General features: G+C 71.2%; 25 protein-coding genes. 12 read left to right on the forward strand and 13 right to left on the reverse strand.

Annotated features, from left to right (window positions below; genetic code table 11):
- Positions 1-77: 77 nt before the first annotated feature.
- Positions 78-1,286 (reverse strand): chitosanase, encoded by a 1,209-nt coding sequence (locus LXN57_RS47855; protein ID WP_285904604.1) that lies wholly within the window; start codon positions 1,284-1,286, stop codon positions 78-80.
- Between the two features lie 203 nt (positions 1,287-1,489).
- Here LXN57_RS47855 and LXN57_RS07175 point away from each other — a divergent pair, with 203 nt between their 5' ends.
- From LXN57_RS07175 to LXN57_RS07185, 3 genes are all read left to right on the forward strand, one after another.
- The gene (locus LXN57_RS07175; RefSeq protein WP_251797217.1) at positions 1,490-2,671 is read left to right on the forward strand and encodes an ROK family transcriptional regulator; all 1,182 of its coding nucleotides are present in this window, start codon (positions 1,490-1,492) and stop codon (positions 2,669-2,671) included.
- 151 nt (positions 2,672-2,822) lie between these two features.
- A complete protein-coding gene (locus tag LXN57_RS07180) occupies positions 2,823-4,079 on the forward strand; it encodes a family 4 glycosyl hydrolase (protein WP_251797218.1) in 1,257 nt (418 codons plus the stop codon).
- The gene (locus LXN57_RS07185) at positions 4,076-5,095 is read left to right on the forward strand and encodes an N-acetylglucosamine kinase (protein ID WP_251797219.1); all 1,020 of its coding nucleotides are present in this window, start codon (positions 4,076-4,078) and stop codon (positions 5,093-5,095) included. Before LXN57_RS07180 ends, LXN57_RS07185 begins: the two co-directional genes overlap by 4 nt.
- On the opposite strand, the gene LXN57_RS07190 is transcribed toward LXN57_RS07185, so the two are convergent.
- From LXN57_RS07190 to LXN57_RS07205, 4 genes are all read right to left on the reverse strand, one after another.
- Positions 5,082-6,254, reverse strand: coding sequence for a tetratricopeptide repeat protein (locus LXN57_RS07190; RefSeq protein WP_251797220.1), 1,173 nt, complete (start codon positions 6,252-6,254; stop codon positions 5,082-5,084). The genes LXN57_RS07185 and LXN57_RS07190 overlap by 14 nt on opposite strands.
- 67 nt (positions 6,255-6,321) lie before the next feature.
- On the reverse strand, positions 6,322-6,795 hold the full coding sequence (gene ispF / locus LXN57_RS07195) for a 2-C-methyl-D-erythritol 2,4-cyclodiphosphate synthase (RefSeq protein WP_251797221.1): 474 nt from the start codon (positions 6,793-6,795) through the stop codon (positions 6,322-6,324).
- Between the two features lie 9 nt (positions 6,796-6,804).
- On the reverse strand, positions 6,805-7,500 hold the full coding sequence (ispD, locus tag LXN57_RS07200) for a 2-C-methyl-D-erythritol 4-phosphate cytidylyltransferase (protein WP_251797222.1): 696 nt from the start codon (positions 7,498-7,500) through the stop codon (positions 6,805-6,807).
- Positions 7,501-7,547: 47 nt separating this feature from the next.
- A complete protein-coding gene (locus LXN57_RS07205; protein ID WP_026206027.1) occupies positions 7,548-8,033 on the reverse strand; it encodes a CarD family transcriptional regulator in 486 nt (161 codons plus the stop codon).
- A gap of 335 nt (positions 8,034-8,368) precedes the next feature.
- Between LXN57_RS07205 and LXN57_RS07210 the strand changes: the two genes are divergently transcribed.
- Positions 8,369-9,139, forward strand: coding sequence for a hypothetical protein (locus tag LXN57_RS07210; RefSeq protein WP_251797223.1), 771 nt, complete (start codon positions 8,369-8,371; stop codon positions 9,137-9,139).
- 12 nt (positions 9,140-9,151) lie between these two features.
- Here the strand turns inward: LXN57_RS07210 and LXN57_RS07215 are convergent, their stop codons facing one another.
- Genes LXN57_RS07215 through LXN57_RS07230 form a run of 4 tightly spaced genes read right to left on the reverse strand, consistent with a single transcriptional unit; the run spans position 9,152 to position 12,591 of the window.
- Positions 9,152-9,610 carry a DUF6023 family protein gene (locus LXN57_RS07215; RefSeq protein WP_251797224.1) on the reverse strand — a complete coding sequence of 153 codons (459 nt, stop codon included), beginning with the start codon at positions 9,608-9,610 and terminating at the stop codon, positions 9,152-9,154.
- Positions 9,607-10,668 (reverse strand): type III polyketide synthase, encoded by a 1,062-nt coding sequence (locus LXN57_RS07220; RefSeq protein WP_251797225.1) that lies wholly within the window; start codon positions 10,666-10,668, stop codon positions 9,607-9,609. Before LXN57_RS07220 ends, LXN57_RS07215 begins: the two co-directional genes overlap by 4 nt.
- A 46-nt stretch (positions 10,669-10,714) precedes the next feature.
- The gene (locus LXN57_RS07225; protein ID WP_251797226.1) at positions 10,715-11,869 is read right to left on the reverse strand and encodes an acyl-CoA dehydrogenase family protein; all 1,155 of its coding nucleotides are present in this window, start codon (positions 11,867-11,869) and stop codon (positions 10,715-10,717) included.
- Positions 11,866-12,591 (reverse strand): methyltransferase domain-containing protein, encoded by a 726-nt coding sequence (locus LXN57_RS07230; RefSeq protein WP_251797227.1) that lies wholly within the window; start codon positions 12,589-12,591, stop codon positions 11,866-11,868. The genes LXN57_RS07225 and LXN57_RS07230 overlap by 4 nt, the downstream gene beginning before the upstream one ends.
- Before the next feature lie 46 nt (positions 12,592-12,637).
- On the opposite strand from LXN57_RS07230, the gene LXN57_RS07235 reads away from it, so the two are divergent.
- The 6 genes from LXN57_RS07235 to LXN57_RS07260 all read left to right on the forward strand — a co-directional run bounded on the left by LXN57_RS07235 (position 12,638) and on the right by LXN57_RS07260 (position 18,549).
- Positions 12,638-13,465: a UbiA family prenyltransferase gene (locus tag LXN57_RS07235; RefSeq protein WP_251797228.1), complete on the forward strand. Its 828-nt coding sequence runs from the start codon at positions 12,638-12,640 to the stop codon at positions 13,463-13,465.
- Between the two features lie 87 nt (positions 13,466-13,552).
- Positions 13,553-14,293 (forward strand): hypothetical protein, encoded by a 741-nt coding sequence (locus LXN57_RS07240; RefSeq protein WP_251797229.1) that lies wholly within the window; start codon positions 13,553-13,555, stop codon positions 14,291-14,293.
- A 29-nt stretch (positions 14,294-14,322) separates the two neighbouring features.
- A complete protein-coding gene (radA, locus tag LXN57_RS07245) occupies positions 14,323-15,741 on the forward strand; it encodes a DNA repair protein RadA (RefSeq protein ID WP_251797230.1) in 1,419 nt (472 codons plus the stop codon).
- A gap of 73 nt (positions 15,742-15,814) precedes the next feature.
- Entirely contained in the window at positions 15,815-17,005 is a 1,191-nt protein-coding gene (gene disA / locus LXN57_RS07250) for a DNA integrity scanning diadenylate cyclase DisA (RefSeq protein ID WP_251797231.1), read from the forward strand.
- Between the two features lie 247 nt (positions 17,006-17,252).
- Positions 17,253-17,819 carry a hypothetical protein gene (locus LXN57_RS07255; RefSeq protein ID WP_251797232.1) on the forward strand — a complete coding sequence of 189 codons (567 nt, stop codon included), beginning with the start codon at positions 17,253-17,255 and terminating at the stop codon, positions 17,817-17,819.
- A 112-nt stretch (positions 17,820-17,931) separates the two neighbouring features.
- Positions 17,932-18,549 carry a DUF6518 family protein gene (locus LXN57_RS07260; protein WP_251797233.1) on the forward strand — a complete coding sequence of 206 codons (618 nt, stop codon included), beginning with the start codon at positions 17,932-17,934 and terminating at the stop codon, positions 18,547-18,549.
- Positions 18,550-18,694: 145 nt separating this feature from the next.
- Here the strand turns inward: LXN57_RS07260 and LXN57_RS07265 are convergent, their stop codons facing one another.
- The 4 genes from LXN57_RS07265 to LXN57_RS07280 all read right to left on the reverse strand — a co-directional run bounded on the left by LXN57_RS07265 (position 18,695) and on the right by LXN57_RS07280 (position 21,095).
- The gene (locus LXN57_RS07265) at positions 18,695-19,210 is read right to left on the reverse strand and encodes a 2'-5' RNA ligase family protein (RefSeq protein ID WP_251797234.1); all 516 of its coding nucleotides are present in this window, start codon (positions 19,208-19,210) and stop codon (positions 18,695-18,697) included.
- Positions 19,211-19,975 (reverse strand): adhesin, encoded by a 765-nt coding sequence (locus LXN57_RS07270; protein ID WP_251797235.1) that lies wholly within the window; start codon positions 19,973-19,975, stop codon positions 19,211-19,213.
- 83 nt (positions 19,976-20,058) lie between these two features.
- Positions 20,059-20,595: a peptide deformylase gene (def, locus tag LXN57_RS07275; protein WP_251797236.1), complete on the reverse strand. Its 537-nt coding sequence runs from the start codon at positions 20,593-20,595 to the stop codon at positions 20,059-20,061.
- Positions 20,592-21,095, reverse strand: coding sequence for a glycine cleavage system transcriptional repressor (locus tag LXN57_RS07280; protein WP_251797237.1), 504 nt, complete (start codon positions 21,093-21,095; stop codon positions 20,592-20,594). Before LXN57_RS07280 ends, def begins: the two co-directional genes overlap by 4 nt.
- Before the next feature lie 21 nt (positions 21,096-21,116).
- Here LXN57_RS07280 and LXN57_RS07285 point away from each other — a divergent pair, with 21 nt between their 5' ends.
- Together LXN57_RS07285 and LXN57_RS07290 are read left to right on the forward strand one after the other, a co-directional pair.
- Positions 21,117-22,013, forward strand: a complete 897-nt coding sequence (locus tag LXN57_RS07285) for an HhH-GPD family protein (RefSeq protein WP_251797238.1) — start codon at positions 21,117-21,119, stop codon at positions 22,011-22,013.
- Positions 22,014-22,162: 149 nt separating this feature from the next.
- Complete coding sequence (locus LXN57_RS07290) at positions 22,163-24,664, forward strand: alpha-L-arabinofuranosidase family protein (RefSeq protein WP_251797239.1); 2,502 nt, start codon at positions 22,163-22,165, stop codon at positions 24,662-24,664.
- Positions 24,665-24,669 lie beyond the last annotated feature (5 nt).

The raw sequence follows: 24,669 nt of genomic DNA on the forward strand, positions 1-24,669 counted from the left end.
CACCGCAAGAAAACCGCGGTCTTGAAAAACAGCAGGGCCGGAGCCACCACAGGCACCCCCGACCCCAGAACAAAGACTCAGCCGATACGGAAATTCTCGCCATAAACGGCGAAGTCCAACGGCGTATTCAGATCGAAGTTGCCGGCGTTGAGGAAGCGGCGCTGCGCGGTGTCCACACGGGACGTATCCGAGTGCGCCTCCTCCTTCTTCATCTCGATGACGCGTTCGTCCAGGAAGACGTTGAGCCACGCCCTTTCGTCGCCGCCCTGGGACGGGGGCTTGGCCCGCTTCAGCGCCTGCGTGCGGATGGCTCGCATTCCCTCGTACCCATGCATCACCGCTGCGTCGTAGTAGGCGAACTGGCCCAGGGCGCGCACCCCGTCGTTCTTGCCGTCTCGTACCGAGGGGTTGAAGTAGACGCGGTCGCGTTCCGATTCCTGGGCGGCTTGGAAGCGGCTGTCGTTCGCTGCCGTACGCCAGTCGTTGGTGAAGTTGGGGTCGAGTCCGGCGTGCGAGGCCGTGCCGTTGACGTTGCGCAGCGCGGGCAGGTATTTGGCCAGCACGTTGCCGGGCACGGCGTTGGTGTACGCCTGCACGAGTTCCAGCATGTCGCCGGTGCCGGAGCAGAAGCCGATGATGCCGGCCGTGTAGCCGCGCCCGTCGTTGATGTCTTCGATGTAGCGGAACTGGGCCCGCCAGTCCAGCGACGAGTTCTCGGCCGCGGACACGAGTTGCATCGCGACGTCCTTCTTCACGGGGTTGTCCAGGTTGACCCCGGACGGGGTGGTCGGCGGCGTGGTCGGGGTGGAGCCGCCGGGCAGGGTCCAGCTCTGGTTGGCCGTGGCGGAGCACGTCCAGATCTGGAGCCGGGTGCCGTTGGCGCTGCTGCTGCCGGTCACGTCCAGGCACTTTCCGCTGCCCGAATTGACCAGGGTGGCGCCCGATACGGTCCATTTCTGGGCGGCGGTGCCGTTGCAGTCGTACAGCTGGATCTTGGCGCCGTTGGTGGTTGCGGCGGCCGTGACGTCGAGGCATTTGCCGAGCGCACGGATGCTGTTGTCGGTGTTGCCGACGGTCCACTGCTGGGCGCCGGTGTTGTTGCAGTCGTAGAGCTGGATGGCGGTGCCGTTGGCCGGACTGGCGGCCGCTACGTCGACACACTTGCCGCCCAGGCCCTTGATCGGACCGGCCGTCGCAGCGCTGGCGGGGAGCAGCCCATAGATCAGGGCGGCGCCGGGGACGGCCAGGGCGACGGTGGCGTACAGGACTCTTCTTGCGCGGATCATGGCGCTCCTCGAAAGAGGGTGATCGTGGGGGATGGATCGCGCGATGAGTCGAGACGCTACAACTGTTAAAAAGGTTTATCAATAGGTCTCGATGGACTGCTCTAGGCTGGCGGCCGGACCCTTGACACCGGAATGCGGTCCGCCTACCGTCCGGGCAAACTGTTAGCCAGTTTGCCTATCGCTACTTCGCACCGGGAGCCGCCGTGACCCGTCTGGCCGGTTCGTCCAAACTGCTGCGTGCCATGAACGAGAGCGCGGCTCTGGCCCACCTGCTGGACCCCGGCATGCTCACGCGGGCCGACCTGCGCAAACTCACGGCGCTGTCGACGCCGACGATCTCCGAGGTGTTACGCCGGTTGACCGATGCCGGGCTGGTCAACGTCGTCGGCCACAACAGCGGGCGGCCCGGGCCGAACGCCGAGATCTACAACGCGAACCCCGACGCGGCCTACGCGGCCGCCGTCTCGGTGCGCGACATCGGGGCGAGCGGCGCCCCCTCGGTGGTCGCCGCGCTCTGCGACCTCACCGGCGAGGTCCGCGGACGTATCGAGTCGTCCATCGACTTTCTCACCACCGACCCGCTGACCGCCCTGGTCGAGGTCGTGGCCCGGCTCAGCGACGAGGCCGGCGTCCCGGCCGATCGCATCCGGCACGTGCAGTTCGGCGTGGCCGGCTCGTACGACCCGCACACCGCGACGATCCGGCACGTCGACGTGCCCGGCTTCGGGCGTACGGGCCTGGTCCCCCAGCTGGCGGCGGCGCTCGGCACCCACGTGGGCGTCGACAACGACGTCAACCTGGCCGCGATCGCCGAGCGGCAGCGAGGCGTGGGCCGCGACGCCGACGGCTTCGCCCTGCTCTGGCTGGGCGAGGAGGGCCTCGGTCTGGCCATCGACATGGCCGGCACCCTCATGCGCGGCGCCCGTGGTGGCGCCGGCGAGATCGGCTACATGCCGCTCTACTCCCCCGACTCCTCGCACCGCAAGCTCGACCTGCAGGACCTCTTCGGCGGCGCCGCGATCCTCGAACTCGCCCGCGACAGCGGCGTTCCCGGGCGCACACCGGCCGACGTGGTCCGGGCCGCAGCGACCGACCCGGCCAACGGCGGCGACTTCCTGATCGCCCTGGCCGATCGCATCGTGATCGGGCTGGCCGCGGTGATCGCCGTGCTCGACCCCTATCTGGTGGTGCTCTCCGGCCCGATCGCCCAGGCCGGCGGGGCGCCGCTGCTGTCCGCGGTGACTTTCGCGGTGCGCCGCGCGGCCCCGCTGGAGAGCTCGATCGCCGTGACCGCCATCGACGACGACGCGGTGCTGCTCGGCGCGCTCGACGCCGGTCTGACGGCGGTGCACGAAGCCCTCATCGACTCGATCCGTTCCTCTTAAACCCCCACCTGCTTAAACCCCCACCTGAGAGGCCACAGCGAACAAACGGCTCCCGCACGCCCTTTTGCCCTGATCAGCCACAGCCGCTCGTCGTCATCTTCTTCGCTCAGCGTGCCTTCGTCCGGGGCATTACACTGACAGGATTCAAAGGTTGAAAATCGCTGTTGTCGGGGGTGGGTCCACCTACACCCCGGAACTCGTCGACGGATTCGCCCGGCTCGGCTCGATGGTCACCGAACTGGTGCTGATCGATCCGGCCGCCGACCGGCTCGAGGTCGTGGGCGCGTTCTCCGCCCGCATCCTCGAGCACTACGGCCATCCCGCCAAGATCTGGTGGACCACCGACCTCGACGCCGGCGTGACCGACGCCGACGTGGCGGTCGTCCAGTTGCGCGTCGGTGGCCAGCAGGCCCGGATAGGCGACGAGACGTTCCCGCTCGACTGCGGCTGCGTCGGTCAGGAGACGACGGGCGCGGGCGGTCTGGCCAAGGCGATGCGTACGGTCCCGGTGGTCCTCGACGTCGCTTCGCGCATCAGGGAAAGGGCCAAACCGGGCGCGTGGATCGTCGACTTCACCAACCCGGTCGGCATCGTCACGCGGGCGCTGCTCGACGCCGGTCACCGCGCGGTCGGGCTGTGCAACGTGGCGATCGGCTTCCAGCGGCGCTTCGCCGCCCACCTGGGGGTGGAGCCGTCGGCGGTCACCCTCGAACATGTCGGCCTCAACCACCTGACGTGGGAGCGCGCGGCCTATGTGGACGGCGTCAACCGGCTGCCCGAGCTGCTCGATTCGCACCTGCCGGAGCTCGCGGCCGAGGTCGACCTGCCCGAACAGGTGCTGCGCACGCTGGGCAACGTTCCCTCGTACTACCTGTCCTACTTCTACGCCCACGACCGGCACGTCCGGGAGCTGCTGAACTCTCCGACGCGCGGGCAGCGGGTGGCCGAGATCGAGGCGACCCTGCTCGAGATGTACCGCGATGTCGCGCTGGTCGAGAAGCCGGCGCTCCTCGGCGAGCGGGGCGGCGCCTACTACTCCGAGGCGGCGGTCGGGCTCATCGCGTCGCTGCACGGGTTCGACGACCGGGCTGTGCACTCGGTCAACGTACGCAATGAAGGAACTCTGCCCTTCCTGCCGGACGACGCGGTCATCGAGGTCTCGGCCCGCGCCACCACGGCCGGCCCCGCGGTGCTGCCGCTCAACCCCCTGCCACCCGAGCTCTCCGGTCTGGTCGCGCACGTCTCGGGGTACGAGGAACTGGCGCTCGACGCGGCGCTGCGGGGCGGCCGCGAGCGGGTCTACCACGCCCTGCTGGCCCATCCGCTGGTCGGGCAGCACGAGAAGGCCGAGCAGCTCACCGACCGCCTGATCGCCGGCGGCCGCGCCCATCTCGCGTGGGCCCGATGAGAGCGCTCTATCTCGCCATCGACGGGGGCAATTCCAAGACGGACGTGGTGCTCGGCGCCGCCGACGGCGACGTGCTGGCGTCGGTCCGCGGCGGCACGTCCTCGCCGCACAACATCGGCCTGGCCGGCACGGTCAGCGTCCTCGACCAGCTCGTCGAGACCGCCCGCGGGCAGGCCGGACTGCCGGACGACGAACCGATCGAGGTAGCCGCGGCCTACCTGGCCGGCGCGGATCTTCCGGCCGAGGTGGCCCAGCTCCAGACAGCCCTGTCCGCGCAGGCGTGGGCCCGGCGCACAGTCGTCGACAACGACTGTTTCGCCCTGCTGCGGTCGGGCACGTCGATGCCGGACGCGGTCACCGTGGTCTGCGGCGCCGGGAACAACTGCGTGGGGCGGGCGGCCGATGGCCGTACGGCCCGGTTCGTCGCCCTGGGCCCGATCTCCGGCGACTGGGGCGGCGGACATGACCTGGCCGATCACACCCTGCGCCTCGCGGCGAGGGGCGAGGACGGCCGGGGGCGCCCCACCGCCCTGAGTGCCGCGGTGGCCGCACACTTCGACCGGCCCACGGTCGAGGCGGTCTCCATCGCGCTGCACGTGGGCGAGATCGACCGGGACGAGATCCCGCACCTGTCGCATCTGCTGTTCGAGGTGGCCGCGAGCGGTGACGAGGTGGCGGGCGCCCTGATCACCCGGCAGGCCGAAGAGATCCTGGGGCAGCACCGGGTCGCCGCCGGTCGCCTCGGCCTGCTGGACCGTCCGCACGCTCTGGTGCTGGGCGGCAGCGTCCTGCGGGCCCGCCACCCGCAATTGCACAGCCAGGTGCTGGCCGGGGCTCTCCGCCAGGCCCCGCAGGCCGAGATCTCGGTCCCCGAGGTTCCGCCCATCACCGGCGCGGCCCTGCTGGCTCTCGACGCGCTCGGGCCCACACCGCACTCCGTCGAGGCCAGGCTGCGGGCCGGACTGGCCCGACCGCGGACGCCGATCGGTTCCGTCAGCGGTCTTACCGCCGGCTGAGGATCAGCAGTTCGGCCACCGCGGCCAGGACCAGGGCCGCGACCAGCGTGACGACGCCACCCACCAGCGCATAGACCAGGAGGACGAGCGGCGCCACGAAGCCGATGTAGGTCGCGCCCGCCAGGGGCCGGTTGTGCGCCCGCAGCCGACCCAGGGCGGCCGCCAGCGGCTCGGGCACCATCCGCTTGAGCGCGATCAGGACACCCACCACGATCAGCACCCCGACCAGGCCGGCCCACACCCGCGAGATCCCCTCGCTGGTCAGCGTCATGAAGCCGGCCATGACCCCGGTGACCAGCGTCGCGTTGGCGCCGTAGAGCACGCCCCGCCGCACGGCCTCGGCCGACGGCTCGGACGGGTCGAGCACCGGACCCGACGGCCGGCTGATCGCGGGCTCCCCGGTCCAGCTGCTCGAACCGCGCTTCGGCTCCTGCGGCTCGGGCCGGTCGGGCGCCGGATACTTGCGCGGGAACGGCTCGGGATAGTCGCCCGCCTGCTCCGCCTGCGTCTCGGGCTCGCCCTGAGCGGGCAACGTGGCCTCGTCGGCCAGCGACTCGAGGGCCTTGGCCCAGCGCCGCCGCTCGAACCGCACGATTCCCATGTCGTGCTGGGCGTCGCCGATCGCCGAGTCCAGATCAAGGGCCTGCGCGTACGCCCGTTGGGCCAGATCGAAGAGCCGCAGCCGCGCCGCCACGACGGCCAGCACGAGGTGCGCCTCGGCCTCGTCGGGCGCGACCCGGACGGCGTTCCAGGCGGCGTTCAGCGCCTCCTGCCCGTTGCGTGACTCGCTGAGCAGGGCGGCGCCCGTCCGCTGGGCGTAGGCGTCGGCCGGCCACTGGCGCAGGATCTCGCCCGCCACCCGGGCCGCGTCGCCGTACTGCCGGCTGTCGGTCAGCGCCATGGCCCGGACGACCAGGTTGGTGATCGTCTCGGGGCCGGCCGCCACCGCCTTGTCGGCGGCCCGCAGAGCCTCGCCCGGCTGCTCGGCCGCGAGGTGGATGCGGGCCAGGGTGGCCAGCAGGCTGGGTTCGTCGGGCGCGGCCGTCAGCCCGGCGGCGACCTCCTGGGCCGCCTCGTCGTACCGGCCGAGATCGGCGAGCAGAAGCGCACGCTGGCGGTACTCCTCGGGGGTGGTCTCTGGTTCCAGGGGCGCGGCCACACTTCGAGCGTAGGCGGTACCACGAAATGCCGCGGTCCGGGGCTTGCCTCGGACCGCGGCTGTGTGCTCAGACCCGGGCGATCAGGGCAATAGCCGTCGCCGCCAGGCCCTCGCCGCGCCCGGTGAGCCCGAGCCCGTCGGTCGTGGTGCCGGAAACCGTGACCGGCGCCCCGACCGCCGCCGACAGCACGTCCTGGGCCTCGGCCCGTCGCCGGCCGATCTTGGGGTGGTTGCCGATCACCTGGATCGACACGTTGCCGATCTCGAACGACGCCGCCCGCACGAGCCGCGCCGTCTCGGTCAGCAGCGCCGCACCCGACGCCCCCGCCCATTCCGGCCGCGAGGTGCCGAAGTTGCTGCCGAGGTCACCGAGCCCGGCCGCTCCGAACAACGCGTCACAGGCCGCGTGCGCAGCCACGTCGGCGTCCGAGTGCCCGGCCAGCCCCACCTCGCCGGGCCAGAGCAGCCCGGCCACCCAGCAGGCCCGCCCCGCCTCGAAGGCGTGCACGTCCGTCCCGATCCCGACCCGCTGACTGATCACCCGGTCAGGCTACCCAGGCAGCTGGAGCAGGGCCTCGGCCAGGATCAGGTCGAGCGGACGGGTGATCTTCAGGGCCAGCTCGGAGCCGGGAACGCAGGTGACCGGGAGGCCCGCCTTCTCGACCAGGCCGGCGTCGTCGGTGAGCGGGTCGGCCGCGGCTGCGTGGGCGTCGGCCAGCACGCTGTGACGGAAGCCCTGCGGGGTCTGCACGCTGCGCAGCACCGAGCGGTCGACCGTGCCCAGCACGGTCTCGTCGGGGGTGACCTCTTTGATGGTGTCGACCACCGGCAGCACCGGAATGACCGCGGGACAACCCTCGCGTACGGCCGCCGCCACCGCCTCGATCACAGCGGGTGGAGTGAGGGCGCGCGCAGCGTCGTGAACCAGCACGATGCCGATCTCGGGCGGCACGACGGCCAGGGCCCGGGACACGGATTCCTGCCGCTCGGCCCCGCCGGCCACCACGGTGACCGGCGCGACCGGCGCCAGAAGGGAACGCACAGCCTCGACCTCGGCCGCGGGAGCGGCGACCACGATCAGGCGGACCGACGGCGAGGCCGCCACGCGGCGGACCGCGTGGACGAGCAACGGCTCGCCGGCGAGCAGACGCAGAGCCTTGGGCCCGCCCGGGCCGAGCCGCAGGCCGGCACCGGCCGCCGGAACCAAGACCGCGACGTCACCGCGGGCATTGAGCTTCGCGGTCACGTCGCGGTCCTGTGCGCACACATGTTGTTGCGCCGAGGCGGGATGGATCAGGCCTCGGTGAGGACCTTGTCGAGGAGAACCTCGGCCTCGTCCTTGGTGCTCTTCTCCGCCAGGGCAACCTCACCGACGAGGATGTCGCGAGCCTTCGCGAGCATGCGCTTCTCGCCGGCCGAGAGGCCACGCTCACGCTCACGACGCCAGAGGTCACGAACAACCTCGGCAACCTTGAGGGGGTTGCCGGAAGCAAGCTTCTCGAGATTGGCCTTGTAACGCCGCGACCAGTTCGTCGGCTCCTCGGTGTGCGGAGCGCGGAGGACGTCGAAGACCTTGCCCAGGCCTTCCTCGCCAACCACTTCGCGCACGCCGACGATTTCGGCGTTCTCAGCGGGCACCCGCACGGTCAGATCGCCCTGGGCGACGCGCAGCACGAGATACTGCTTCGGCTCGCCCTTGATGACCCTTGTTTCGATTGCCTCGATGAGTGCGGCCCCGTGGTGGGGGTAAACAACGGTCTCGCCGACACTGAAAACCATAGGTTCGAAGCCCCTTTCGCTGTGTCTAGGGTAACACGCTCAGGCAGCTATGTCCCGCCCAGCCGGTGACTGTTAGTGCAGCTCAGAGGCCCTGTGATGGGCGTTTCTGCGGCTTGACATAAGCGCCGCAAGCTGCCTCAGTAACACACCGTGACGAGTTGGTGACGGCATTACCGTCGGAGTCGGATATTTCGCACCTACGGCGTTTGTGTGGTCAAGCTTATCGCTAAGGTCCGGAAGCGCGCACTACTGGCGGTCAAGCCCCGCCGGATGGAAGGCTGGGCGCAAGGTCCCCGACCGAAGAACGACTGGTCGGCCCGGGGGGAGGGTGAGTCATGGCTGGTGCGGGCGACAACGGCGGATGGTCGTCGGATGGTGGTGCGCCGGACGACCTGCCCGACCTGCCCGAGGAGTGGGGCGTGATCGTCATTCCCGACGATCTGTCCGAGCTGTCCGACGAGGTCGACGCCGTCCGTGCCGAGCTGAGCCTGGCCGGGCCGCCCACCCGCTGGCAGCAGCTGATGCGCCGGCCCGCGGCCCGCCGGCTGCGCCGCGTCGCCGCCACCGTGCTACGCGCTCCGGTCCTGATCATCTCGCTGGCCGTGCTGGTCACCGTGGCCAGCCTGTTCGCCTCCGCGTGGCCCGGCCCGCCCCGCCAGCCCGCGGCCCAGCGCACGGCCACCACCACGCCCGAACGGGTCATGACTTTGCCCGCGCTCGAACTGCTGGCCGCCGACGGGCAGACGGTGCCTCTGCGGGGGCGGCTACCGGCTGTCATCCTGCTGACCGACGGTTGCGCCTGCGCCGCGCTCATTTCCGACACGATCGACGCGGTCGGCCCCGAGATCGCTGTGATCGCCGTCTCCACCCTGACCGCCTCCGCGTCCGCCGCCGGCACGCCGTCGACCGGCGCCACGCCACCGGCGAATGGCAAGACTGTGCGGATGCTGAACGATCCGGCAGGCAGTCTGCGCACCCATCTGCGCCTCGCCGACCCCGACACCACGGCTGCGGCCGTCCTCGTCGACCGTGGCACCAACATCCTCCGGGTGGTTCCGCGCACCCTGTCGATCGAGGATTTCCGGTCCGACCTCGCCCGGCTCTGACCGCCGACGGGCTCAGTCGAGCACGCGCTGTACGTGGTAGCGGAAAACCACCGGGCCGTTGTCGCTCACCACGACGTTCAGGCGCACGACGTCGCCCAGGCCGACCTTGAAGCTGTCCGGCGGGCGCTCCCCGGAACAGCGCAGGCCCCGGCCGGAATCCCTCCCGAACTGGCTCAGGCTGACCCGGACCAGAGACTCGGGGCCGCCCCGGCAGATCATCGACACCAGGTATTCGCCGGTGGCGACCGACGTCTCGAAGGACTGGTCGGCCCCGGCCCGCAGCACTGACGTCGCCGCGTCGGCCTGGTTCTCGGTGTCGGGCAGCTGCTGCTCGACGGTCGCGCGCCACTCGTCGACCTGGTCGTTGTCGCGCCCGGGCGGCGCCGACCCGGCCCACCAGGCCGCTCCGGCCGCGACCAGCAGGCCGGCCGCCGCATAGAGCACGACACCCCGCGCCCGCTCACCCGTCACGCTGTGACTGTAGAGGCCTCGAGCAGCGTGCCGTAGAGCGTGAGCCCCGGCCCGAACGCCAGCATCACCACCCGTCGCGGCGGGGCCGGGCGGCGGCGCAGCGCGTCGAGCACCAGCAAGACAGTGGGTGACGAGCAGTTCCCGTACGCCGAAAGCACGCCCCGCGAGGCGGCCAGGGCCCCGTCATCGAGACCGAGTTGTTGCTGAACCACATCCAGGATCTTGGGGCCGCCGGGGTGGATCGCCCAGCCGTCGACCTCGGCGATGCTCAGCCCGTGCCGGCCGAGCAGGTCGTCGACCAGCTTGCGGACGTGCAGCTCGAGCACCGCCGGCACGCGCGGGGACAGGCCCATCCGGAAGCCCAGGTCGGTCACCTCCCACGTCATGTGGTCGGCGGTGGTGGTGTCGGTGACGGCCACGACGTCGCGCACGGCGTAGCCGGGGCCGTTCGGCAGGACCACGACCGCGGCCGCGGCGTCCGAGAACAGCGCGTGCGACACGATCTGCTGCAGATCGGTGCGGGTGCTCGCCGGCTGCAGGTGCAGGCTGGTCAGCTCGGCGCAGAGCAACAGGGCCGGGCGGCCCCGGGCGACCACGAAGTCGGCTGCCGTGCCCAAGCCCGGCAGCGCCGCGTAGCAGCCCATGTGCCCCACGAAGAGCCGTTGGACGGACGGTGACATGCCCAGGTCGCGCGCGAGCAGGATGTCGAGCCCGGGGGTGGCGTACCCCGTGCACGAGCAGACCGCGAACAGTCCGAGCTCGTCGGCCCGGATGCCGGCGTCGGTCAGCGCCCGGCCGACCGCCTCCTTGCCGAGCGGCACCGCCTCGACCTGATAGCGGCGCATCCGCTGCTCGGTCGTCCACTCCGAGACGTCCTCGAGCAGCGGGCTGACCGCCGCCTGACGGGTGCGCACCCCGGAGTTGGCGAAGATGCGCTTTCCGAGCGCCCGCTTCTCGGCGGTGTAGTGCTTCGCGAAGAAGCCTTCCCACAGATCGTCCTGCACGGCAGGCGGCGGCAGCGCTGTTCCCAGCCCTGCGATGGTCGCGTTGCGATTCACTTGTGCCTCCCCGGCCTGAACCCCGCCGCCCTTGCCTCGATAGGTGTTACCAGCGCGGCGCCGAACCCTCGGAATCCGCGTCTCCGCCGAGGGCGTCTACCCCCAGCCAATCCGCACACACATCACTGGTCGCCGGTTGTAGTGATCCGGCTCTCGCGTCCCGGTAGAGCCGCTCCAGCGGATGGCCGCGGCGCATGGCCGACGTGCCGGCCGCCTCCAGCATCGAGGCGGCCACCTCGGCCGCGGTCGTGCCGGCCAGCAGCTTGGCCCGCCACACCCAGCGGTTGGTCTCGGCGTCGCCGGGCTGCTCGTCGACCCGGCGTGCCGCCTCCTGGACGGCCAGCCGGGCGGCGGCGACGGCGGCGTCGGCCCGGCCGATCCGCGACCGGATGGCCGGCAGGTGGCCCAGCTTGCGCTCGTTGACGTGCTCGACCGCCGCGTCCACGGCCGCGCGGGCCACCCCGACGTAGACGGCGGCGTAGCTGGCCACCATCCAGTGCGGGGCGAGCTGGGCCACGACCAGCGCCAGGCCCTCGACCCCGCCGAGCAGCGTGCCGGCCGGCACGGTGACGTCGACGTGCAGGTCGTGCGAGCCGGTGGCGCGCATCCCGAGCGCGTCCCAGGTCGGCTCGACGCGGAGACCCTCGCCCGCCGGCACCAGGAACTGCGAGACCTGGGACGGGTCGGCGGCGCTGCGCGCGGCGACCAGGTAGGCGTCCGCGTGCCCGGCCCCCGAGCAGAACGTCTTGGCGCCCCGGATGCGGTAGCCCCCGTCAACCGCCTCGTACGACGTAGTGAGCTGCGACAACCGGGAGCCGGCGCCCCGCTCGCTCATCGCCACGGCGTACCACTTGCCCTCGGCCGCGGCCCGCAGCGCGTCGTCGCGGGCCTGGAGCGCCTCGGGCGGCAGGCCCAGGGCGTCGGCCAGCTCGTCGGTGACGCCGGCCAGCGCACCGGTCACCGAGGCGTGCATGTTGAACACGAGCGCGGTGGCGCCGTTGCCCCGGGCCAGCTCGTAGGCCGTCGCCGCGTACTCCGCGAAGCCGGCGCCGGCGCCACCCAGCCGGGCCGGGACCATCAGCCCGAACAGGCCCGCGGCGCGCAGGTCGGCGAAGTCGTCGGCGGGAAAGCTGCCGTCCCGGTCGTGAGCCGCGGCACGGGCCGCGAACCGGGGCGCGAGCCGGCTGGCCGGTGAGCTCATGCGTACTCCTCTGCCTTGCGACCGGAACCCTGGTAGAGCACGGCCGTCGAGCGGGTGGGGACGATGCGGCCGAGCGGGCGGCTGTCCGGCCGGGGGCGTGGCCCGAGCCAGCGGATCAGTCCCGGCACGCTGGGGCGGGCGCCGCGCACCTTCAGCCGTACGCCGTGGGAAGCGCACTCCGCGGTCAGCCGGCGCGGGTCGACGAACAACGCCGGATCGTGGAGCCCCACCGGGGCGAGACCGATCAGCTCGCCCAGCGTGACCGTCACGAAGCGACTGAGCGGGTTGTCGTTGACGGTGTCGACCACGAGCAGCCCGCCCGGCTTGAGCACCCGGCACAGCTCGGCCACGGTGCCCGGCAGGTCGGTCACGTGCTCGAGGATCTCGCCGGCCGCCACCACCTCGGCCGAGCCGGTGGCCAGGGGCAACGCCGTCACGTCGCCGCGCACCGCCGTCATGCCGCGGGCGGCCGCGTGCCGCAGGCCCGAGGAGCGGAGGTCGACGCCGACGTGCCGGTAACCCTTGCCGGCCACATGCGGCGCGAGCAGGCCGCCGCCGCAGCCCGCGTCGACCAGCAGCGCCCCCGCGGAAGGGGCGGGCGGGATCAGCTGGGCGCGGGCCTCCGCCAGCCAGTGCAGCAGCTCGAAGTGACCGCCGCGACGCCACCACTCGCCGGCCAGGTCGTCATACTGACGCGGATCGTTACGCGGCATCGACGGCATGTGATCGAGCGTGGCATGACAACGGCACACCCGCCACACTGCTCGCATGTCCCGTGCGCTGGCAGTGATCAAGTCGTCCCACCCGGAGCCCGGCGGCGCCGTCACCGTGGCGATGACTCTGCTCGCCGTCGGCGTCGGTCACCGGGGGTGGTCGATCCTGGGCGTGTTCCTCGCTGTGGGGGCCACGCAGCTCGCGGTGGGCTGGGTCAACGACTGGCTCGACGCCGACCGCGACCAGGTCGCCGGGCGTACCGACAAGCCGGTCGCCTCGGGGGCGGTCTCCCGGCGCGCGGTGGGCATCGCCGGACTGGTTGCCTCCCTGGCCATCCCGCTTCTCGGGCTGCCGTTCGGGCTGTGGCCCACCGTCGTGATCACCCTCGTCGGTGTGTTCGCGCTGCTCTACGACTGGCCGCTGAAGTCCACCGTGCTGTCGGTGGTGCCTTATGTGGTGGCGTTCGGACTGCTGCCGGCATTCGTCGTGGTCTCGCTGCCGGGCAACCCGGCGCCGCCCGCCTGGCTGGTCGCCGCGGGGTCGCTGCTGGGCGCGGGCGCCCACTTCGCCAACGTCCTGCCCGATCTTGCGGATGACGCGGCGACGGGCGTACGGGGCCTGCCGCACCGCCTCGGCGCGACCGGATCGGCCGTGGTCGCCGCCCTGCTCCTTCTCAGTGCGACACTCACGCTGGTCTTCGGGCCGCCCGGGCCACCGTCGTGGGCCGGCTGGACGGGCGCCGCGGCCGCCGTCGTGGTCCTTCCGCTCGGGTGGTACGCCACCATGCGCGCGAAGGGACGCGGTGTCGCCATGTTCCGCGCCGTGATCCTGGTCGCGCTCATCGACGTTCTGCTGCTCATCTCCAGCGGCCGGGTGGTGTGATTGGACGGGTCGCCGCACGCGCTCGATCACCGACCTCTAGGCTGAACCTGTTTGAGATGTCGAGCTTCATCAGCTTGGAGGATCGTGATGCGCTCGCTGGGAACCCGCCGCGTCGCCCAGGCCGCGGGTGCCGCCACGGTCGCCATGATGGCGCTGGTCGGCTGCTCGGCCGGCCAGGTGGCCGAGACCGCGCTCCTGGACGCGCCGATCTCGGGCCTGAGCACGCAGAGCCCCGACGGTCGCGTGCTGATCCGAAACCTCCAGGTCCTCTACAACGGCCCCGAGGGCTACCCGGCGAACGGTGACGCCCCCCTCGAAGTGTCGTTGTTCAACCAGACCACCGAGCCGGTGACCGTCCTGATCAGCAGCAAGCCGCTGCAGAACGAGGTCGAGGGCGTCGTCTCGGCGCAGCGGATCGGGCTCACCGGGGGTGCTCCCGCCGCGTCGCCCAGCGCCAACCCCGAGCCGTCCGGCAGCCGCCCGGCCGCCTCGATCCCGCCCGGTGACGTCACCCAGGCCAGCAGCATTCCCGACCCGTCGGTGCAGCCCAGCCTGCCCAGCGCGCCGGCGTCGGCCCCGGCGGCCGAGGCTTTGCAGCCGGCCCGCATCACCATCCCGGCTCTGAGCAGCACGAGCTTCCTGCCCGACGACACCTCGAAGCTGTTCGCCGCGGGCCTGAGCGACGAGCTCAAGCCGGGCAACTCGCTGAGCCTGATCTTCGAGATCAGCGGCTACTCGCAGCCGCTCGAGGTCAACGCGCCCTTCGCGATCCCGCTGTCGCCCGCCTCGCGCGGCCCGGTCGAGGCGGAGCCGGAAGAGCACGAGTAAATGTCGTACCGCCCCGCTAGCTTTGCGGGGTGACATCGTCCCGCACCGCCGCCAAGGCCGCCCGCCCCGCCTACGTCTGCGACGCCTGCGGCCACCAGCCGCCCAAGTGGCTGGGCCGCTGTCCCGAGTGCGGCGAGTGGGGCTCGGTCATCGAGTCCACGGTGAGCACCCCGCTCGGCGCCGGTCGGGTGGTCAGCTCGCGGCTGCCGTCCGAGCCGGCGCGCCCGATCGCCCAGATCAGCGCGGCCCCGGCCAAGGCCGTGCCGACCAACGTGGGCGAGCTCGACCGGGTGCTCGGCGGCGGCCTGGTGCCGGGCGCGGTGGTGCTGCTGGCCGGTGAGCCCGGTGTGGGCAAGTCCACTCTGCTGCTCGACGTGGCTCAGCAGTGGGCCGCCGGCGCCGGCACACCGTCCCTGGTGGTCAGTGGCGAAGAGTCGGTGAGCCAGGTGCGCCTGCGCGCCGAGCGGCTCGGCGCCCTGCACGACAAGCTCTACCTGGCCTCCGAGAGCGACCTCAGCGCCGTCCTGGGCCACCTCGACGCGGTCAAGCCCGGCCTGCTCATCGTCGACTCGGTGCAGACGATCTCGGCACCGGGCACCGAGGGCGTCTCGGGCGGCGTCACCCAGGTGCGGGCCGTCACCGCCGCGCTGGTAGGCGTGGCCAAGGAACGGGGCATCGCCACCGTGCTGGTGGGCCACGTCACGAAGGACGGTCAGGTCGCCGGCCCGCGCGTGCTCGAGCACCTGGTCGACGTCGTGCTCCACTTCGAGGGCGACAAGCACTCGTCGTTGCGCCTGGTCCGCGGCGTCAAGAACCGCTACGGCGCGGCCGACGAGGTGGGCTGCTTCGAGATGAACGAGAACGGCATCACCAGCCTGCCCGACCCCTCGGGGCTGTTCCTGACGCGCTACAACGAGCCCGTGCCCGGCACCTGCGTGACCGTGGCCATGGAGGGTCGCCGCGCCCTGGTCACCGAGGTGCAGGCCCTGATCGGGGCCGAGGTGCAGGGCTCACCCCGGCGTACCGTGTCGGGCCTCGACAGCGCCCGGCTGGCCATGGTGCTCGCCGTGCTCGAGCGTCGCACCAAACAGCTCAAGCTCTACAACCGTGAGGTCTTCGCGGCCACGGTGGGCGGCATCCGGTTGATCGAGCCGTCGGCCGATCTCGCGATGGCGCTCGCGGTGGCCTCCGGCGGCCTCGACCTGGCCATGGCGCCCCAGTTGGTGGCGATCGGCGAGGTGGGGCTGACCGGCGAGATCCGGCGGGTCGGCGCCGTCGGCCGGCGGCTCGCCGAGGCGGCACGGCTGGGCTTCAAGGTGGCGCTCGTTCCGCCCGGCTGCGCTCCCGAGGCGCCCCGCGGCATCGAAGTCATCGAGGTGAGCGACCTACGCTCGGCTCTGCAGTCGGCGGCCCGGGCTTCGGCCGCGGCTGGCGGTGACCGACAGTGACCTTTAATCACGCTACGGAGCATTCATCGAACCACGGCTCGTTGCCCTGGATGACAGTCCGTAGAATGTCCAGGTGCCGTTCGACCGCGATGGTTCCAAGCCCTCCGCCGCCAACCCCACGCCGCGGCCCGGCGTCAACGGCTCGACGCATCGTCCGGCGGCCGCCGGCGCCGGTCCCGGTCTCACGGGCGGCGGGGTGACCGCCGATCCGCTGCGCGCCAATCTGGCCCTGATGGCGCCCGGCACCGCGCTGCGCGACGGCCTCGAGCGCATCCTCCGCGGGCGCACGGGCGCGCTGATCGTGCTCGGCCACGACGCGGTGGTCGAGAGCATCTGCACCGGCGGCTTCCCGCTCGATGTCGAATTCTCGGCGACCAGGCTGCGTGAGCTGTGCAAGATGGACGGCGCGGTCGTCATGTCGAGCGACGGCACCCGGATCATGCGGGCCGCGGTCCACCTCATGCCCGACCCGGCGATCCCGTCCGAAGAGTCCGGCACCCGCCACCGCACGGCCGAGCGGGTGGCCAAGCAGTCCGGCTTCCCGGTCATCTCGGTGAGCCAGTCGATGCACATCATCGGCCTCTACGTGAACGGTCAGCGCCACGTCCTCGACGACTCGGCCGCGATCCTGTCCCGGGCCAACCAGGCCCTGGCCACCCTCGAACGCTACAAGCTGCGCCTCGACGAGGTCTCGGGCACGCTCTCGGCGCTCGAGATCGAAGACCTGGTCACGGTGCGTGACGCGGTCGCCGTCGTCCAGCGGCTGGAGATGGTCCGCCGCATCGCCGACGAGATCTCGGGCTACGTGGTCGAGCTGGGCACCGACGGCCGCCTGCTGGCGCTCCAGCTCGACGAGCTGATGGCCGGCGTCGACTCCGACCGCACCCTGGTCATCCGCGACTACCTGCCCACCGGCCGCAAGGCCCGCACGCTCGACGAGGCCCTGGTCGAACTCGACCTGCTCACCGCCACCGAGATGATCGACCTCGTGGCCGTGGCGAAGGCGATCGGCTACCCCGGCGCCAGCGATTCGCTGGACGCGGCGGTCTCCCCCCGCGGCTTCCGACTGCTGGCCAAGGTGCCGCGGCTGCCCACCCAGATCGTCGACCGCCTGGTCGACCACTTCGGCAGCCTGCAACGGCTGCTGGGCGCCACGGTCGAAGACCTGCAGGCCGTCGAGGGCGTCGGCGACGCGCGGGCCCGGGGCGTACGCGAGGGCCTGTCCCGCCTGGCCGAGGCGTCCATCCTCGAGCGCTACGTCTGACCCTTCGCCTTGCGGGTGCGTCCACTCGGGTTCTTTGGCTTTTGCGGGTGCGGCCTGCTCGGCTTCGTTCGCTCTTTGAGGGTGTGGCGTTGCCGGCCTCGACCTGGCACCGTCCGCGGCCCTTCGACGTGACCGGGCGAACTCGGTCGCGCTCCGGCTGCGGCGGGAACACAGTGGTGGAGTGTTGCTGTCGGTTGCGGGGTCCAGTTGTTCGGGGAAGACCATTGCCGCTCGGGGGTGCGCCTCGGTGGCGGGGCTCGTGGTGCACGACTTCGACGAGATCGGGGTGCCTTCGGGGGCCGATACGACATGGCGGCAGCGCAGCCTGGAAGGTTGGGTGCGGCGCGCGGTCGGCTATCAGCGGGACGGGCTCGACATGCTGTTGCTGGGGCAGTCTCCGCTCGGTGAGGTGTTGGCCAGTCCCTCGGCGGTCGAACTCGACGGCATCGTGACGTGCGTGCTCGACGTGGCCGACGACGAGCGGCTGCGGCGGCTGGAGCAGCGCGATGCCGGCAGGTGGTCTGATCTGGCCAAGAAGGCCTTCGTGGGGTGGGCCCGCTGGCATCGTGGACACGCCGCCGACCCGCGTCATGCGCCGGTTGTGCTCACCGAGGGTGGCTGGCCGGGGATGCGGTGGGAGCGGTGGTCCAGCTGGCGGGCCGGCGATCCCCGGTGGGTGGTGCCCATTCTGGACACCACCGATCATCGGGTCGAGCAGTCGGGCGCGAACCTCCGGCGGTGGGTGGCCGAGGCCCGCAGGTCTGCTCCGGCGCACCCGCTGAAGGTTTGCTCCCCGGGCGCCCCCGACCACTGACAACGTCCGGATGCGGCACGGGCCGAATCTGTCTTTGGGCTGATCACCCGCGGGTTGGGGCCTGTCCGAGGTTCGATGTGCGCCGGGCGGAGGACTCTTAAGATCGACTGCCATGGTGAGCAACCGGAACGTCGTGCTGGCGGCGCCCCTGGCAGGTCTGTTGCTGGGGGTGCTCGACTTCGTCTGGATCAAGTATGTGCCGTGGCCGTTCGGGGACCTCGGCAACTCGATGGCCGTCTGGGCGGTGGCGGCGTTCCTGCTCACGTGGGGTTTCCGGTGGTCGCTGCCCGTCGGCACGGCCGGGGCGATCGTCTGCCTGATCGTGGCCGTCCCCAGCTATTACCTGGCCGCGGCGCTGATCCAGAACGACGACTGGTCCAACCTGTTCAACGCCAGTTCGCTCGCTTGGATGGGCTTCGGCGTGGTGGCCGGCGCGGTCTTCGGCGCCGCCGGCGTGATCGCCCGTACGCCCGGCCGACTGCAGGCCGTGGCTGTGGGCATGCCTGCGGCCGTCCTGTTCGCCGAGGCGGTGATCAAGGCCGGGCGGATCGGCGACCCCTCCTACGACACGACCGATCAGCTGGAGGCCGTAGCCGTCCTGGTCACCCTGGGGGTGCTGATCACCCTCTGGGTCGGCGGCTCGTGGCGCCGTCGCGCGCTGGGGCTGGTCTTCGCCCTTCCGCTGACCGCGGTCGGCTACGCCCTGCTGTCCGTCATCGGCTTCCGCTGACCGGCGGCGCTCAGGAGCTCGGCGGCTCGTCGATGCCGTGCGCGTGATCGGCGGCGCTCAGGTCAGCGGCCCATCGATGCCGTGCGCGTGATCGGCCGCGCTCAGGTCAGCGGCCCATCGATGCCGTTCGTGTGATCGGCCGCGCTCAGGTCAGCGGCTCGTCAATGGCGTTCGCGTGATCGGTGACCGAGGCGCCGGTGACTGTCGCTCGCAGCGGGAGCATCTCCAGACAGCGACGGATCGCGTGACCCATCTGGGGGTTGGGCACCCGCATCGATACCGTACAGTGGGGCACCCAGCGCCCCGGCCGGTAGAGATCCCACACTTCGACCCCGGCCGCTTCCAGGCGCTCGTGCACCTCCCGATGGTGGTCGAGCAGCGCGGCCGTCGGCGTGACGCCCAGCCACAGCACCCGCCCCACGAACTGGCCCACGAAGTCGAGGTCGAGCGTCAAACCACGGCCGACCGGCAGGCCGCTCAAGGCCTTGGCCACCGCCGCCGGGGCCAGGCTGCGGGCGGCAGCCAGCGATACGTGCGGGCGATGCTTCTCCTGCAGGAGCGAGGCCAGCGTCGGGATGCCCTCGGCCTCGAGGGCGCGCCACAGGGTGCGTACCCGGCGGGTGGCGTCGACGTCCAGGTAGAGCTCGAGAGCGGCGACCACTTACTGCGTAATGGTCAGCGGGACCGGCTTGCTGACCAGGGTGCCGAGACGGGCGCGCAGCTCGAACTGGCCGGGCGGCGGGTTGGGGCCGGCGGGCGAGCCGCCGGCGCAGGTGCTCGACTGACGACCGTTCCAGGTGACCTTGTACGTGAGTTCCTGCCCGGCCGGCAGCTGGCGCACGTCACCGCCCTTGGCGGTGCTGCACGTGTCGGACGACCAGTACTTGTGGGCGCCCTGGTCGATGTAGAGCTCTTGCGGGTCGGCCCCGACATCGCGGGCGCAGGCACGCTGGCTGACGTTCTTGATTTTTAGTTCTATCTGGACCGGCGCGCCGCGCTTGAGGTTCGTGGAGGCCGGAATCGGGGTCACGGCGAGCTCGCCGTCGGCGCAGGAGCCGTCGGCGGGGATGTTGACGTTGTTGTTCTCGCCGGTGCCTGTTCCGGTGCCGGTGCCGCCGGTCGGGGGCAGCGTGGGCTGCGACGGGTCGTCGTCACCGGGGGGCTGGGTCTGCAGGTCGCCGGGCGCGGGCAACGAAGGGCCGTTGTCGCCGGGCACTCCAGGAACGAACGACGGTTCGGGCAATTTCGGTTCGGAGCTGGGTAGCTGCGTCGAAGCCGACGTCGGGCTCTGGCTCTTCTTCGAGTCGTCGTCGCCACCGGTGCAGGAAACGAACAGCACGATGATGCCGAGCAGCACTGCGCCCAGCACGACCGCACGACGCCGCCAATAGACGGCGGATGGAAGGGGACCAACCGTCGCTCGCATGATGGGCAACACGTTAAACCCGCGCGCCCGCGCGGAACGCCGCGACGCGCCGGGGCGTATGCGACAACGACTCGCAAAAATGTCTAGAGGTAGACCTTGCGCTGGTAGATCGCGTGCGCCCCGGCGACACGATCGAGGAACAACTTTCCGGCGCAGTGATCGATCTCGTGTTGCAGGGCGCGGGCCTCGAAGGCGTCGGTGGTGATTTCGACTGCTTCGCCACTGCCGGGCAGCGTCGCCGACACCACGATCCGCCCGGCCCGCTTCACGTCGCCGGTCAGGTCGGGAACGGACAGGCAGCCCTCGCGTCCGGCCTTCCAGCGGCTGGCCTCAATGATCTTGGCGTTGCAGAGGACGAACGCGCCGTGCGTGGTGGCCGCCTTGGGGTGGCCGGTGACGTCGACGGCGAAGATCTGGGCGTCCACGCCGACCTGCGGTGCGGCCAGGCCGACGCAGCCGGGCGAGACCCGCATGGTGGCGACCAGGTCGGCGGCGAGCCGCACGACCGCCGGGTCGGCCGGGTCGACCTCGTCGCCGACCGTACTCAAAACCGTCGCCGGGGCGGTGACGACCGGGAGGACCTTGCCCTCCGGCCCGTCCCACGCCACGGGCGCGGTCACAGGATCTCCGACTCGGCGCGGCGCAGGGTCACCTCGACGCCCAGCTCGGCCGCGGCCACCGCGAGCTGCTCGGCCAGTTCGTCGGCCGAGCCGGCGGGCAGGTCGGCCTCGGCGATGAGCACGTAGAGCGCTCCGGTCAGCCGGGTGCTCAGATCGGTGATGTTTCCGCCCGCGGCGGCGACCACGCGGGTCACCGCGGCGACGATGCCGAGCCGGTCGGCGCCGTGCACGCTCACCACGTACGGGTCTCCGCCGCCCGGCTTGTCGGACTCGGGAGCAACCGACCGTACCGAGGTGACGACGTCGCCCAGGGAGGACAGCGCGGCGCTCGCCTCGTCGACGGACGGACCCGTGCAGATCAGGGTCATCGTGAAGTGGCCGCGCAGGCGGGTCATGGTGGAATCGGTCAGGTTGGCCCCGACGCCGGCCAGCGCCTCGGACACGTCGGCGACGATGCCGGTCCGGTCGGGACCGATGACGGTGATGGCGAGCTCATGCACCTGCCTACAGTAAGACCTGCCATGACTCTTGCCGATGACGCCATCACGTGGTTCGACCAGAACGCCCGGGATCTGCCCTGGCGACAGCCCGACACCACCCCTTGGGGTGTCCTGGTGAGCGAGGTGATGCTCCAGCAGACGCCGGTCGTCCGCGTGGAGCCCGCCTGGCGCTCCTGGATGACCCGCTGGCCCACCCCCGCCGACCTGGCCGCCGACCCGCCTTCGGAAGCTATCCGCATGTGGGGACGGCTCGGTTATCCCCGCCGGGCGATGCGGTTGCACGCCTGCGCCGTGGCGATGGTCGAGCGGCACGGCGGCCAGGTTCCCTCCGATCTGGAACAACTGCTGGCGCTGCCCGGCGTGGGCACCTACACCGGGCGGGCGGTGGCCACTTTCGCGTACGGCCAGCGCCACCCCGTGGTCGACACGAACGTCCGCCGCGTGGTGTCCCGGGCCGTCGAGGGCAAGCCTGACGCGGGCCCGTCCACCACCGCGGCCGACCTGGTCGCGATGGCCGACCTGTTGCCCGAGGAACCGGCCCGGGCCGCCCGGGCCAGCATCGCGTTCATGGAACTGGGCGCCCTGGTCTGCGTGGCCCGCTCCCCCCTCTGCCCCGAGTGCCCGTTCGAGCAGGTCTGCGCGTGGCGGCTCAACGGTTCCCCTGCGCTCGAAGGACCGAGTCGCAAGCCGCAGCGGTACGCGGGAACCGACCGGCAGGTACGCGGCCTGCTGCTCGAGGTGCTGCGGCACGCCACCGGCCCGGTGCCCCGGCAGCGCCTCGATCTGGTGTGGAACGACGACGTGCAGCGGGCCCGGGCGCTGGCCGGCCTGGTCGAGGACGGGCTCGTCGAGCCGCTCGACACGGAGGTCTTCGTACTCGCCGGGGACGCGCCGCGCGTACCGCCGCAATCTCTGTAGCCGGCAGCTGACTTTCCGAAGGCTTGCGTCTAGAGTGAACGCTCACATAGATGCTTATCACGCATGCAGCGCCCTCTAAGTGCAGCTATGGATTCACCGCCTGAGCACTGGGTTGCGGCGTTGTGCGCGCGAACAACGGGAGGATCCCGGTGTCCCGCTTCCGAGCCCGCACGGCCGGCATCGTCGCTGCCGTGGCCGCCCTGCCCCTCGCGGTCGCCCCACCGGCCGTCGCCGCCGCCGATCCCGACTACACGATCACCGTCGACTCCGGCGCGACCGGACCCGCGATCAGCGACGAGATGTACGGCGTGTTCTTCGAGGACATCAACTACGCGGCCGACGGCGGGCTCTACGCCGAACTGGTCCGCAACCGCTCCTTCGAGTTCCAGAGCGCGGACAACCAGTCGTACACCGGCCTCACCGGCTGGGCGGCAACCGGCACCGCCGCCACCGTCGACGACGACGCCCGCCTCAACGAGCGCAACCGCACCTACCTGCGGCTGACCGGCCCGGGCAGCATCACCAACGCCGGGTACAACAGTGGCATCGCGCTCGAGAAGGGCGAACGCTACGACTTCTCGGTCTGGGCGCGCAGCGACACCGCCGGCACCCCGCTGACCATCACCCTGGCGACGACCGGCGGCGCCGCGCTGGCCACCCCGATCAAGATCAACGTCAAGGGCGACACCTGGGTCCGGTACGCGGGGTCGCTGCGCGCCACGGCCACCAGCGACAGCGGCCGGCTGTCGGTGAGCACCACCGGCGCCGGCACGACGCGGCTCGACATGGTGTCGCTGTTCCCGCGTGACACGTACAAGGGCCATGGGCTGCGCCGGGACCTGGCCGAGAAGGTGGCGGCGCTGCGTCCGGGCTTCGTCCGGTTCCCCGGCGGATGCCTGGTCAACACGGGCAGCCACTACGCGTACGACGCCGCCTCGAACTTCCCGCGGGCCCGTTCGTACCAGTGGAAGGACACCGTCGGTCCGGTCGAGACACGCGGCACCAACGCGAACTTCTGGGGCTACAACCAGAGCTACGGCCTCGGGTACTTCGAGTATTTCCAGTTCAGTGAGGACATCGGGGCGGCTCCGCTGCCGGTCGTGCCGGCGCTGGTCACCGGCTGCGGGCAGAACCGCGCGACCGACGACCCGGCACTGTTGCGGCGGCACATCCAGGACACCCTCGACCTGATCGAGTTCGCGAACGGCCCGGCCACCTCGACCTGGGGCCGGGTGCGGGCCCAGATGGGTCACCCGAAGCCGTTCGGCCTGACCATGGTGGCGGTCGGCAACGAGGAGAACCTGCCCGAGGAGTACTTCGCCAACTTCCTCCAGTTCCGCGACGCGATCAAGGCGAAGCACCCGGGCGTCACGGTGATCAGCAACTCGGGGCCGGACGACATGGGCGTCACCTTCGACAACCTGTGGGCCAAGAACCGGGCCGCCGGCACCGAGATGGTCGACGAGCACTACTACAACAGCCCGAACTGGTTCCTGCAGAACAACGAGCGCTACGACTCGTACGACCGGAACGGGCCGAAGGTCTTCCTCGGTGAGTACGCCTCGCAGGACGCCAAGTTCTTCAACTCGTTGTCCGAGGCGGCCTACATGACCGGGCTCGAACGCAACGCCGACGTGGTCCGGATGGCCTCGTACGCGCCGCTGCTCGCCAACATCGACAACGTGCAGTGGCGGCCGGACCTGATCTGGTTCGACAACGACGAGTCCTGGGGCTCGACCAGCTACCAGATGCAGAAGCTGTTCATGACCAATGTCGGCGACCGCGTGGTGCCCTCCTCGGTGTCGGGTGGCCGGGTTGTGCAGCCGCAGCCGGTCACCGGCCGGGTCGGGCTCTCGACCTGGCGTACGGCCGCCCGCTACGACGACCTGAAGGTGACCGCTCCGGACGGCACGGTGCTGCTCGAGGACAACTTCGACGACGGCAACGCCGACGGCTGGAGCCCGATCGAGAACCGCGGGACGTGGACGGTCGCCGACGGCGCGTACGCCCAGACCGACGCGACGGCCGAGAACACGATGGTCGCCGCGGCCGCGAACATCACGGCCACCGACTACGACATCAGCGTGAAGGCCACCAAGACCGCCGGCGACGAGGGCTTCCTCATTCCGTTCGGGATCAAGGACTCGGGCACCTGGTACTGGTGGAACCTCGGCGGCTGGAACAACACGCAGGGCGCGATCGAGAAGGCCACCGGGTCCGCCGCCGCCAAGGAACAGCTGTTCACCCGGCCCGACACGGTCAACACCGGCCAGACGTACGACCTGAGGATCGAGGTCCGGGGCACGAAGGTGACCCTGATCCGCGACGGTCAGGTGTGGGGCAGCTTCGACGACAACCAGGTCACCGAGCCGTTCGCTCAGGTCGTCACCCGCGACCTTCGTACCGGCGAAGTGATCGTCAAGGTCGTCAACGCCTCCACCACGCCGGCGCTCACCAGGGTCGACCTCGGCCGCCTCAAGGTCGCACCGACGGGTCGCATGACCGTGCTGGCCGGCGACCCGGGCGAGCAGAACACCCGCTCGGCCGAGCCGATCCAGCCCGTGACCACCACCGTCCGCGGCCTGGGCTCGTCCTTCACCCGCGAGTTCCCGGCCGGCTCGGTCACCTTCCTCCGCCTCAAGACCCGATAGGGAGC

Origin of the sequence: Paractinoplanes hotanensis (assembly GCF_023717965.1) — a bacterium.
GTDB lineage: Bacteria > Actinomycetota > Actinomycetes > Mycobacteriales > Micromonosporaceae > Actinoplanes > Actinoplanes polyasparticus.